This is a genomic window from Orbaceae bacterium BiB (assembly GCA_036251205.1).
In the GTDB taxonomy this organism is placed as follows: domain Bacteria; phylum Pseudomonadota; class Gammaproteobacteria; order Enterobacterales; family Orbaceae; genus Orbus; species Orbus mooreae.
Genome location: CP133958.1, coordinates 1,607,269 through 1,620,016, shown reverse-complemented (window position 1 = coordinate 1,620,016; position 12,748 = coordinate 1,607,269). Strand labels below are relative to the sequence as shown.

General features: G+C 32.7%; 13 protein-coding genes. 11 read left to right on the top strand and 2 right to left on the bottom strand.

The window, feature by feature from the left end:
• Positions 1-14: 14 nt before the first annotated feature.
• The 3 genes from mlaC to RHO11_07600 all read left to right on the top strand — a co-directional run bounded on the left by mlaC (position 15) and on the right by RHO11_07600 (position 1,269).
• Positions 15-674, top strand: coding sequence for a phospholipid-binding protein MlaC (mlaC, locus tag RHO11_07610; GenBank protein WVD60370.1), 660 nt, complete (start codon positions 15-17; stop codon positions 672-674).
• 35 nt (positions 675-709) lie between these two features.
• On the top strand, positions 710-1,006 hold the full coding sequence (locus tag RHO11_07605) for an STAS domain-containing protein (GenBank protein WVD60369.1): 297 nt from the start codon (positions 710-712) through the stop codon (positions 1,004-1,006).
• A gap of 68 nt (positions 1,007-1,074) precedes the next feature.
• Positions 1,075-1,269 (top strand): BolA/IbaG family iron-sulfur metabolism protein, encoded by a 195-nt coding sequence (locus RHO11_07600; GenBank protein ID WVD62867.1) that lies wholly within the window; start codon positions 1,075-1,077, stop codon positions 1,267-1,269.
• Positions 1,270-1,348: 79 nt separating this feature from the next.
• On the opposite strand, the gene RHO11_07595 is transcribed toward RHO11_07600, so the two are convergent.
• Both RHO11_07595 and RHO11_07590 read right to left on the bottom strand, forming a co-directional pair.
• Positions 1,349-2,380 carry a GTP-binding protein gene (locus RHO11_07595; protein ID WVD60368.1) on the bottom strand — a complete coding sequence of 344 codons (1,032 nt, stop codon included), beginning with the start codon at positions 2,378-2,380 and terminating at the stop codon, positions 1,349-1,351.
• A 29-nt stretch (positions 2,381-2,409) separates the two neighbouring features.
• A complete protein-coding gene (locus RHO11_07590; GenBank protein ID WVD60367.1) occupies positions 2,410-2,607 on the bottom strand; it encodes a YbdD/YjiX family protein in 198 nt (65 codons plus the stop codon).
• A 207-nt stretch (positions 2,608-2,814) separates the two neighbouring features.
• Here RHO11_07590 and murA point away from each other — a divergent pair, with 207 nt between their 5' ends.
• From murA to cpsG, 8 genes are all read left to right on the top strand, one after another.
• The gene (gene murA / locus RHO11_07585; protein WVD60366.1) at positions 2,815-4,071 is read left to right on the top strand and encodes a UDP-N-acetylglucosamine 1-carboxyvinyltransferase; all 1,257 of its coding nucleotides are present in this window, start codon (positions 2,815-2,817) and stop codon (positions 4,069-4,071) included.
• Complete coding sequence (locus RHO11_07580) at positions 4,052-5,299, top strand: oligosaccharide flippase family protein (protein ID WVD60365.1); 1,248 nt, start codon at positions 4,052-4,054, stop codon at positions 5,297-5,299. The genes murA and RHO11_07580 overlap by 20 nt, the downstream gene beginning before the upstream one ends.
• Positions 5,280-6,476: a hypothetical protein gene (locus RHO11_07575; protein ID WVD60364.1), complete on the top strand. Its 1,197-nt coding sequence runs from the start codon at positions 5,280-5,282 to the stop codon at positions 6,474-6,476. The genes RHO11_07580 and RHO11_07575 overlap by 20 nt, the downstream gene beginning before the upstream one ends.
• 533 nt (positions 6,477-7,009) lie before the next feature.
• A complete protein-coding gene (locus RHO11_07570) occupies positions 7,010-7,783 on the top strand; it encodes a hypothetical protein (protein ID WVD60363.1) in 774 nt (257 codons plus the stop codon).
• A gap of 5 nt (positions 7,784-7,788) precedes the next feature.
• Positions 7,789-8,850 (top strand): glycosyltransferase family 1 protein, encoded by a 1,062-nt coding sequence (locus RHO11_07565; GenBank protein WVD60362.1) that lies wholly within the window; start codon positions 7,789-7,791, stop codon positions 8,848-8,850.
• Positions 8,847-9,929, top strand: coding sequence for a glycosyltransferase (locus RHO11_07560; GenBank protein ID WVD60361.1), 1,083 nt, complete (start codon positions 8,847-8,849; stop codon positions 9,927-9,929). The genes RHO11_07565 and RHO11_07560 overlap by 4 nt, the downstream gene beginning before the upstream one ends.
• A 3-nt stretch (positions 9,930-9,932) precedes the next feature.
• The gene (locus RHO11_07555; protein ID WVD60360.1) at positions 9,933-11,354 is read left to right on the top strand and encodes a mannose-1-phosphate guanylyltransferase/mannose-6-phosphate isomerase; all 1,422 of its coding nucleotides are present in this window, start codon (positions 9,933-9,935) and stop codon (positions 11,352-11,354) included.
• Positions 11,355-11,358: 4 nt separating this feature from the next.
• Positions 11,359-12,735, top strand: a complete 1,377-nt coding sequence (gene cpsG, locus RHO11_07550) for a phosphomannomutase CpsG (protein WVD60359.1) — start codon at positions 11,359-11,361, stop codon at positions 12,733-12,735.
• Positions 12,736-12,748 lie beyond the last annotated feature (13 nt).

Here is a 12,748-nt window from a genome sequence, read left to right as displayed (position 1 = left end):
AGATGGGGTTTATTATGTTAAGAAAAGTATTAATAATTGTAGCGTTGTTTTTTGTTCCAGTGACGATGGCAGCTTCGATTGATAATCAAAATCCATATAAGCAAATGCAGATTGCTGCTGATGAGGTTTTTACTACGATTAATAGTGAGGCAGCGAAGATCAAAACGAACCCAGATCTTTTAAAGGCGATAGTTAAAAAGGATTTATTACCCCATATCCAAGTAAAATATGCGGCGGCATTAGTATTAGGTAATTACTATCAATCGGCAACTCCAGAGCAACGTAATGCTTATTTTGCTGCATTCGAAAACTATCTCGTACAGGCATTTGCACAAGCATTATCAATGTATAATGGTCAACAATATCAAATTGAATCCGCAAAGGATTTAACCGATAAAAATATGATTGCAATTCGAGTATTACTGATTAGTTCTGATAGTGCACAAGCACCGATTCGTCTTGATTTCCAATGGCGTAAAAACACTATTTCAGGTGAATGGAAAGCGTATGATCTTATTGCTGAAGGTATTAGTATGATCTCAACTAAGCAGACTGAATGGGCAACTACATTACGTACAGGTGGTATTGATGCATTAACTAAACAGTTACAATTATTAGCAAATCAAAAAATTGATCCGAATGCTGGTGTAACTGACACAAGTTCTGCTAAATAGTTGGCAATATTACCAAAAGATCTAAAGGAATAATTATGTCAGCTAGCGTTACGATAGAACAAAAATCTACTACACTATACCTAATCGGTATTTTAGATAATCATACGCTTGAACGAGTTTGGTTGCAGTATTCGCATTTTAGTCATATTGATCTCATTGATGTTTCAGCTCTTACCCGCGTTGATTCATCGGGTCTTGCGCTACTGACCTATTTATGCCTCAAATATGATGCAGTACTACGTGGCGCAACACCACAGTTACGCACGCTGGTTGAATTATATGATCTTGAACCTGTTGTTTTTTTGAATTCAACTAATTTAAATAATGAGTAATCGATATGGATAAAAAAGTAATTGAAGATAAATTGAATGCTGCGCTTACGTTGGATAATGTTTATGTTATGACGGAAGATAATAGCCATTTTCAGGTAATCGCTGTTGGTGAGATATTTGCAACACTCAGTCGAGTGAAAAAACAGCAGGCTGTTTATGGACCATTAGCAGACTTAATTGCTAATAATAGTATTCATGCATTATCAATTAAGACTTATACACCCACTGAGTGGCAGAGAGAAAGGAAGTTACTCGGGCTATAGTTTGAGTGTCTTTGGTTGGTTCTATTATTTTTACACTAGATTAATAGGTTACAGCAATATTATAACGAAAAGCCGAGGATTAATCGGCTATCGTTGCTAAAAATTCTTTTTCAAGTTGTTCAAAAGGTAATTTTCGGCTGATAATAACGAATCTTGAGATACGTTCATTCGCTGATTGCCATGGCGCACCATAATCAAATCCTACTACTTTATGCACGCCCTGTACGATCAAGCGTTGAGGTTGATCTTTGATCGCCAATACACCCTTATAACGCAACATGTCATTGCCATAGTGTTCAATCAGTTGTTCCGTAAATGAGCCAATTTTCTTTAAATCTAGTTCACCAGCTTCAAAAACATAAGAACAGATATCATCATTCCATGACTGTTTAGTGTTGTTTACTGAAAAAGGTTTAAAATCAGCCATGAGTTGTTTAGATGTATCAATAACAAAAAAGCCTTTATTGAGTTCTAGCTCATCACTTAAATCAAAAGCATGAATATCGAGCCACTCTTGCTTAGGTATTTGCCCTTGGATTGCTTCAAAAATAAGTGCTTTTTGATTAATTTTATTAATTCGATCTAAGACAGCCTGTTTTTGTTGTTCATTAATACGATCAGCTTTAGTCAAAATAATACGATCTGCAAAACCAATTTGTGAAGAAGCAACACGATGTTCATCGAGCTGTTTAAGGATATGCTCGCTATCGACTAACGTAATCACAGCATCAAGTTGAATCGTTTCGCGAATTAAATCATCGATAAAAAAGGTTTGTAAAATTGGTGCAGGATCTGCCAGTCCGGTCGTTTCAATAATTAAACGGTCAAACTCAACTTGACCTTCTAAACGTTTTTGATGTAATTTGTGCAACGCTTCGGTTAACTCGCCTTGTACACTACAACAGATACATCCGTTAGTCATCTCAACAATTTCAATATTGTCATCTTTTTTTAATAGGCCACTATCAACATTAACTGCACCAAACTCATTTTCAATGATTAAGATTTTTTCATGTTGATTATGATTAAGTAAATAGTTAATCAACGTCGTTTTACCGGCGCCTAAAAAACCAGTTAAAATTGTAACAGGTAATAGATGTTGTGTCGTCATAGCTAATCTTTACTCAATTTATTCACGTTTTAACAACATTTAAAGCCGCCTTTACCACCGTATTTGGCTTCTTGGCGTTCTTTAAAAAACTCTTCATAGGTCATCGGTGTTTGCTCGGGATGAGTCAGTTTCATATGCTGTACATAAGTATCGTAGTCTGGTATGCCTATCATCAATTTAGCTGCTTGCCCAAGGTATTTACCCGCTTTGGCTAAGTTATCAAACATTATCGGTCCTTAATGGATTAAACTTTCGTCATACTATCACTTTTGAGGGTAATAATCACGGTCTGTCTTGTTCCTTTTGCAATAAAAGTCATATACAATTTACGTGTCATTGATTATCCATTGTAAGTGAATAATTATTTACTTACTTATTTGTTAATACGATTTATAATACTTGGCAATATTAACGGTGTTAGGATTATTGGGTTTATGGAAAAATTTAAAATCGTCGGGTCAACACAATTAAGTGGCGAAGTGACCATTTCTGGGGCAAAAAATGCCGCGTTGCCAATTTTATTTGCTTCTTTATTGGCAGAAGAGCCTGTTGAAATTCAAAATGTACCAAAATTGAAAGATATTGATACAACTCTTGAGTTATTAGAGCGTCTTGGTGTAAAGATTAAACGTAATGGTTTTGTCGATATTGATGCTAGCGGTGTAAATAATTATTGTGCACCTTATGAACTGGTAAAAACGATGCGAGCTTCAATTTGGGCACTAGGACCACTTGTAGCAAGATTTGGTCATGGACAAGTTTCCTTACCGGGCGGCTGTGCAATTGGTGCTAGACCTGTTGATTTACATATTTCTGGTTTACAAAAGCTAGGTGCATCAATTACTCTAGACGAAGGTTATGTTAAAGCAACCGTGGATGGCCGCCTTAAAGGTGCTCATATCGTGATGGATAAAGTCAGCGTGGGTGCAACGGTTACTATCATGACAGCTGCGACTTTAGCCGACGGACAAACGATAATCGAAAACGCAGCATGCGAGCCGGAAATTGTGGATACAGCTAAGTTTTTGAATACACTTGGTGCAAAAATTAGTGGGGCCGGAACTGATCGCATTACGATCGAAGGCGTTGAAAAATTAGGCGGTGGTGTACATAAAATTTTACCTGATCGTATTGAAACAGGGACTTATTTAGTTGCAGCGGCAATTTCTAAAGGTAAAATTATTTGCCGAAATACTGATCCAACGACCCTTGATGCGGTATTGGCTAAATTGCGTGATGCAGGTGCAACAGTTGAAACGGGAGATGATTGGATTAGCATCGATATGCAAGGCAAACGAGCTAAAGCAGTTAATATCCATACAGCGCCACATCCTGGTTTCCCAACAGATATGCAAGCCCAGTTTTCTTTACTTAATATGGTGGCAGAAGGGACAGGAATTATTAAAGAGACGATTTTTGAAAATCGCTTTATGCATGTACCCGAGCTTATTCGTATGGGTGCAAAAGCTGAAATTGAAGGTAATACTTTGATTACTCATGGCGTCGAACAATTAACTGGTGCAGAGGTGATGGCAACCGATCTTCGCGCTTCAGCTAGTCTAGTTCTAGCAGGAGCAATCGCTAAAGGCACAACGATGGTTGATCGTATCTACCATATTGATCGTGGCTACGAAAAAATTGAAGAGAAGCTCCGAGGATTAGGGGTTGAGATTGAGCGAATCCAGTCGTAATATAATGAAAAATATAAGTACTAAAGTTAGATTAAGCGACTCACTGATTTCGATGATCGGTGTTGTTGTTGGTCAATTGTTATTTTTTATATCATTATGGTTTATCGGCCGCTATTTAGGTGCCGATGTTTTAGGTGAGCTAAATTATCAGCTATCTCTAGCAACATTTTTAGGGACAATATTTGTTTTTAGATATGAGTTAGCTTGCATTTGTAATTCATCTTTAGAGTCATTTAAATCTCTTTGCAATATATACTTTCTGGCAATAGTTGTTGTCAGCATTTTATCAGCGATAGCGCTAATTTTCGATAATAGTATTATTCTGATAGTTTTATTTGCTTTTAGCTTTATTGTTATTCAAGGGTTTATTAATTATTTAAATAGCTTAAGAAAATATGTATATATAGGTTTTTTCAGATGTATTATTAATTTATTTTTCACTATTGCTGTAGTCATATTGTTTTTACTTGATGCAAGTAGTAACTTATTTTTGATTTATTCTATATTATATAGTTGTGTAGCTATTTTTTTGTTGATCCTAGTCTTCTATGAAAAATATCAAGAAAAAACTGTATTGGATTTTAGTTTTTTTCTTCAGGAAAATAGACGATACCCTCTATTTATTTTTCCATCAACCTGTTGTTCTGCGATTTATTTATATGCCTTATCTATTTTTATTCCAGTATGGTATGGTTTGGCGGATGCAGGGTATTTTACGGTTGCATATAAAATGGGTTTTTTCCCTATTGCATTATTGTCACAAAGTATTAGTGGTGTTTTTCGACGGGATATGTTGTCTGCTTTGGATGTTTCATCGTCTGATATAAGAGATGTGTATAAAACATATATGAAATATATGCTTATATTAGCTATTTTATATGGTATATTCAGCTATTTATTTTCTGAATGGATTATTGAATTTATGTTTGGCCAAAGCTGGTCTCTTGCTTCAACGATCTATAAATATATGATTCCTTTATTTTTCTTACAATTACTTTATTCTCCTGCATCTCAACTTTTTTTAGTATTCAAAAAGCAAAAAATTGATTTTTTAATGAATTTTTTATTTGGTAGCGCTTTGGGTATTCTGTTTTTAATTAATTATATCATCCATTTTTCATTAATTAATTTGATAATTTTATTTACTGCAGTTTCCTCGATAGTTTTAATTTTGAATTTATGTATAACTTATAGAATGGTTTTTAATTATGATCGTATTTATAATTGATTATATTGAACGTTTTTCTTTCTACTCTAGAATATTCCCAGAGTTATCTAAAAGATATGATATTGTTGTTGTTACTCCAGATCCATTGGTTCATTTATTATGTAAGTTGAATCACTACACTAGTATCTTAATTAAAAAAGATAGAAATCAAAATAATTTTGATCAAGATGTTATTGACTCTGACATAAAAACGTCAGTAGATGTATTAAATAATGATTTTTCATTTATTCAGGCAAAGGATAATTATATTTCTACAATAAACATCTTAGATCGTTTATTTAGCCGCGAGAAAATTGTTAAATGTGTAATATGGAATGGTGATACTTTGATAGCTAGAGCATCATCTATGGCATGCAAAAAACGGGATATTGATAGGGTTTATCTTGAAATATCAAATTTACCAAATAAAATGTTTTCAGATCCTTTAGGTACGAATGCTAAATCATCTGTATTTTTTCACCCAGAAATTATAGATAATTTAGAAAGTGTACCAAATGAATATCATACGAATTGGATCAAGTATTATGAACAAGGAAAAAAAGGTAAACTACCTCAAAGTCAGTTTAAGTTACGTATAAAAATGATGAGTGCAGTTAATTTAGCATTAAAATATTGTTATTCTAGTACATATAAAAAAAACTTTTGTACAATAAAAGTCAAAAGCAAACTTAATTTAGACAACCTTAAATTTGATAATTCTTTTTGTTCTACCCGTAGTGATGGATATATTTTTTTACCTTTGCAAGTATCGACAGATACTCAAGTAAAATTAAATTCAGATTATAGCAATCTTGATGCTATTGATTTTGCTTTAAAAAAAGCAAGTGAGCTTAAATTAAAATTAGTTGTTAAAATTCACCCAGCAGAAAGACAACAAATTGCTATTGATGAAATTGTTGTAAAACAAAAAAATAGTGATTTTATTTTAGTTAATACTAATACAATTGAATTAATAAAAAATGCAAAAGAAGTTATTGTTATAAATTCAACGGTTGGTCTAGAGGCGCTGATTTATAATAAGAAAATAACGGTACTAGGTCGGGCATTATACACAAATTTTAATCAAGAAAGGTTAAAAAAATATATACATCAATATTTGATTGAAGAAGTAAATTATTTTGGAAAAGATATTATTGGTATTGAGCAATCAGAAAAATTATTGCGTTTGAAATTATAAATTATAAGAATATGTATTTTAGTTATTTTTAGAAGAGTTTTTTAATAAAACCAAAATGAAGTAGATTGATGATGTTATACAGATTTTCTATTTAGTATGTATTTATTAAACTCTATCATCAGTTAGCCCATGAGATAATTGTGACATTTATTATGAATTGTTTATTATGCATTAGTAAAACAGAAAATTTTTATTTAAAAACGATTCGTTGGTTGATTGCAATTTTTTTAATAGCTCCCATACTAAGTCCATATTTCTTTGGTTTAACATTCTACTTGTGGATCCCGTTAGTTTTCTTAGATAAACGATATCTATTATTTTTATGCTATAACCTTAATAAAAAAATCTTATTAATTGTTTTATTATGGGGATGCTTAGCCTTATTTTGCTTTCGAATCGATTTATTTATCAAAATTAATATAATCACATTAGGATTAACCTATTTATATGCAGTTAGAGATTCGATTTTTCCTAAAATTTTTGTAGCTTTCTTATTTTCGGCGATTTTGTGCATTCTACAGTTTATCCTTTTCATGATTGATCCTAAATTGTCATTTTTACTAGGGCCTACCTCTATATCACAATTTGTTTGGGGAAATTTTGCTACTCTTACATATACGAATCAATATGAGGTATTTTTATTACCTCGTATGTCAGGATTGTCAAGAGAAGCTGGTTTTTTTGTATCGCTTTTATTAGTTATTTGGTTGCTAAGACTAAGGGAACAAAATATCAAAAAAGTTGAATGGATTATTTTTATATTAGCATTTTCATTTAGCTTATCTAAGGTTTCAATAGCAATAATTTTATTATTATTCTTATTAGCTTTTAGAAGAATAATAAAACTAATGCCTTTGGGGATAACATATATTTTTAGTTGCTTTTTATTCATTTTTTTAGCTAGTTATTTAGATATTGGATCTACGGGTTATTTATATGAAAATACATCCTTAGCTCACCGGTTTTCTTCTGCATATTTAGTTTATAATATGAATGCAGAACAGTTGGTGTTAGGATGTCATGAAGTGATTAGCTGTAGTATTGAAAATTCAAGATCGTTAACAAACTATTTAATGGTTGATAAAGACTACTCTGTTTCTATTGGAATCTTAGGCCTAGTTGTAGACTTTGGTATTTTAGGGATCATACTTTTTTTATTTACGTGTTATACATTAAAAATTCATAGTTTTGAGTTTTTGGTTATTATAGTATTTACTTCTACAGTGTACATGTTTTCGATTGATAGTTTTGTTATTTTTGCTTATTACTATGCAATTACAAACCCTAATTTTAAAAATATGATATAAGGTAAATGTATATGGAAGAGGTTGTATATATTAATGGTCGTTTTCTCACTCAAAATATGACAGGCGTACAACGTTTTGCATTAGAAATTTGCAAGGAACTTGTCAAGTTACGAAATGATGTTGTATTTCTTGTACCTCATTCAATCGATGTGAATTTGATACCAAAATCTTTTAATTTGCAGGTGATTGGTAAAAAGAATGGGCTTCATTGGGAACAAATTGAGTTACCTCGTTACCTAAAGACCCAAAAAAATCCTTTATTAATTAATCTTTGTAACCGTGCACCAGTATTTTATAAAAATAATATTCTCGTTTTACATGATGTAACATTTAGACGATATCCTAAAAGCGTTTCTTTTAGTTTTGGTGTTTTCTATAAATTAATGGTGCCATTACTAGTGAAACATGCTAAACAGCTATTAACAGTTAGTGAGTTTTCAAAGAACGAGATACAACATTTTTATCCTAATTGTAAAAATAATATTGAGATTATTTATAATGCGGTTGGTGAAAAATTTTCATCAAATGGAAAACTAGCATGTGAAGAAAATTATTTACTAGCTGTATCATCAGATTACTTACATAAAAACTTCCATAGGTTGGTTGAGGCTTTTATTCAACTTAATGACCCATCTATGAAATTAAAAATAGTTGGTAGTAAAGGTAAAATTGCTGAACAATATCAAGCTGTAAAAAATATAGATTTTATTGGTAGAGTTTCCGATGAGGAGTTAATCAAACTGTATCAAAATGCTTTTGCTTTTGTGTTTCCATCATTGTATGAGGGGTTTGGTATTCCACCCTTAGAGGCTCAAGCTTGTGGATGTCCAGTTTTATCATCTAATTTATCAGTGATGCCTGAGGTTTTGGCTGACAGCGTAATTTATTTCAATCCTTTTGATATCGATAATATAGTCAATGCTTTCAAAAAGGTTATGATGGATAAAAATCTATATAATGAATTAATCAATAAGGGCTATAAAAATGTAGCTCGTTTTTCATGGATTGATTCAGCAATAAAATTGAATGCGATAATTAGTTCTCATATTGGTTTAGATGAATTATGAAAATAATACATGTAGCAGAAACTATCAAAGGTGGGGTTGCATCAGTAATGAAGCAACTTGTGATTCATCAAACTATGAACAATGACGTTGAGATACTGATTCCTGATAGTCAATCTACAGAATTAGATAGTTTAGTTAATTGCTCACAATATACTTTTCGACGAACAGGACGAAATATTAGCTCATTTTTATCGTTATTTTGGAATTTCACTAAGTTAATTATTAGAAGCGATCCTAAAATAGTTCATATTCATAGTAGTTTTGCTGGCGTGATCTGTAGATCTGTTCTTATTTTATTATATCCAATTAGAAGACCTAAGGTCATATATTGTCCACATGCGTTTGCATTTTTAATTCCGAATAGTAGAAGTAAAAAATTTATTTATATTTTTATCGAAAAATTCTTACAGTGTATTACAGATAAAATAATTTGTACTAGTCAATATGAACAAGCTCAAGCAATTCGCGTAAAATTAAATAGAAAGAAGTTATGTGTTATTTATAATGGAATAAATTTTTCAGATGTAATTGCTCTATCGCCTTATACTTCAAATAAAATTCATTTGCTTTTTGTTGGTAGATTTGATTATCAAAAGGGGTATGATAATTTATTACATTTAATTGAAATGTTAGATCCCGATAAATTTGAATTTACGATTATCGGTGATACTGTTCATGATAAAGTTGAGATTATCTCAGCTAAGAATGTGAAATATTTAGGTTGGGTAAAGTTTGATAAAATCATTCCATATTTTCAATACGCCACTGTCTTAATTATGCCAAGTAGATGGGAATCATTTGGGCTTGTTGCCGTTGAAGCTCAAAGTTTTGGTTTACCTGTGATTGCCAATAATTGTAGTTCTTTACCTGAAGTTATTCAAAATGAAGTCACGGGATATTTATTTAATTTCGATAATGAGTTAGATAACGTAGTACAAATATTGAATAATAAGACTTTATCTGATTGGGGTTCAATGAAAACGGATTGTATTAAATTTGTTACATCTCGTTTTTCGGCTCAATCAATGAATAAATCTGTCGATATTGTATATAGTAATTTAATGAATAAGAGTAAGTAATCGATGAAAATTCATCCAATAATCATGGCCGGTGGTACAGGTAGTCGTCTCTGGCCTTTATCCCGAGAAACATACCCAAAACAATTTATTCGTTTGCATGGTGAAGACTCTATGCTACAAGCAACTATTAAGCGATTACATGGTTTAGCTGGTATTACAGATCCGTTAATCATCTGTAATGAAGAGCATCGATTTATTGCTGCGGAACAATTACGAGAGATTGGTCAATTATCGCATAATATTATTTTAGAGCCATTTGGCCGTAATACTGCACCAGCAGTTGCTTTATCTGCTATTCAAATTGCTAAACAAGATCCTGAGGGAGTTTTATTGGTATTGGCTGCAGATCACGTTATTAATGATGAAGATGCATTCTATACCGCAATTAAATCCGCCATTCTACATGCACAAACGAATAAATTGGTTACGTTTGGGATTGTGCCATCTCATCCCGAAACAGGATATGGTTATATTAAAAAAGGTCAGCCTCAAGGGAATAGTGCATTTTTTGTTGAGCAGTTTGTTGAAAAACCTGATCTTACAACGGCCACCGAATATCTATTATCTGGAAAATTTTTATGGAACAGTGGATTATTTATGTTCAAAGCTTCTTGCTATCTTGAGGAGCTTAAGAAATTTAGTCCAGATATTTTACAATGTTGCCAGTTAGCATTAAATCACACCGCATCTGATTTGGACTTTGTAAGACTAGATAAAGTTGAATTTGAAAAGTGTCCTTCTGATTCGATTGATTATGCGGTAATGGAACGAACCAAAGATGCGGTAGTCGTACCAATGGATGCAAAATGGAGTGATGTAGGTAGTTGGTCTTCTCTTTGGGATATCAGTGCTAAAGATCATGATAACAATGTTCTTCATGGCGATGTCATTGCTATCAATTCAACTAATAATTATATTCGTGCTGAAAATAAATTAGTGACTACTGTCGGTGTCAACGAACTAGTCATTATTGAAACAAAAGATGCCGTTTTAGTGATGGATAAGAACCAATGCCAGCAAGTTAAACAAGTTATCGAAGAGTTGAAAAAAAATAAACGTAATGAACATCAAGTTCATCGTCAATCTTATCGGCCTTGGGGACATATTGATTTAATTGATCGTGGAAATCATTATAAAGTTAATAATACGAAAGTTAAGCCTGGTGGTAAAATTTCATTACAGGTTCATCATCATCGTTCTGAACATTGGGTTGTTGTTTCAGGAACAGCGAAAGTGATTATTGGTGAAAAGACAAAGCTGCTGTCCCCAAATCAATCTGTCTACATTCCGTTAGGTGAAAAGCACGCTTTGGAAAACGTAGGTAAAATTGATCTTGAATTAATTGAAATCCAATCTGGTTATTATTTAGCTGAGGATGATATTATTCGTTTAGAAGATTACTACAACAAGCGCAATAAAGGATAGGCGAATGGAAAATAGTATAAAATTAACTTGTTTCAAAGCTTATGATATTCGTGGAAAATTGGGCGAAGAATTAAATGAAGATGTTGCTTATCGAATAGGTCGCGCCTATGGTGAATATTTACAAGCAAAAACAGTTGTGGTTGGGGCTGATGTTCGTTTAAGTAGTGAATCTCTTAAACTCGCATTAGCGAGTGGTTTACAAGATGCAGGTGTCAATGTTGTTGACATCGGTCTAGCTGGAACTGAAGAAGTTTATTTCGCAACTTTTCATTTATCGCTAGATGGTGGTATTGAGGTGACAGCGAGCCATAATCCTATTGATTATAATGGGATGAAACTTGTGAGAGATAACTCAAAACCAATTAGTGGTGATACTGGGTTGAACGATATCCAGAGAATGGCTGAAAAAAAACAATTTACCACGGTTAATGCTAGAGGAACTTATACCAAACAAAATATCATTGAACCGTATGTGAACCATTTATTGGGGTATGTCAATTTCGCTTACTTGAAGCGTCCTCTTAAACTCGTAATAAACTCAGGTAACGGTGCTGCTGGTCATATTATCGATGAGATTGAGTTGCGTTTTAAAAATGCTAAACTTCCTATTGAGATTATTAAAATTCATAATCAACCCGATGGTAATTTTCCAAATGGAATTCCTAACCCTTTACTACCCGAATGTCGAGACGATACAAAACAAGCCGTTATTCAGTATCAGGCCGATATGGGGATCGCTTTCGATGGTGATTTTGACCGTTGTTTTCTATTTGATGAAAAAGGTAACTTCATCGAAGGATATTATATTGTTGGTTTACTTGCTGAGGCTTTCTTATTAAAAGAAAAAGGTGCCAAAATTATTCATGATCCTCGTTTGACTTGGAATACTATTGAAATCGTGACTCAAAATGGGGGAGTGCCTGTTCAATCGAAAACGGGTCATGCCTTTATTAAAGAACGAATGCGTATAGAAGATGCTATTTATGGTGGTGAAATGAGTGCTCACCACTATTTTCGTGATTTTGCTTATTGTGATAGTGGTATGATTCCATGGCTACTTGTCACTGAGCTATTGAGTGTTAAAAATCAATCGTTAAGTGAGCTAGTTGAAGAGCGAATCAAAGCATTCCCTGTATCAGGTGAAATTAATCGAGTGGTGGAAAATTCTAAACATGCTATTGAAAAAATTAAAGACTATTTTATTTCTGAAGTTAAAGACATTGATATGACTGATGGATTAGGGATGGATTTTGATAACTGGCGATTTAATCTTCGAACATCTAATACTGAGCCAGTGATTAGGCTTAATGTTGAAGCAAAAGGTAATAAGAAGTTGATGGAAGAAAAAACTCAGCACATTTTATCTTTATTACAGTTATAAATAAGATTTGGGA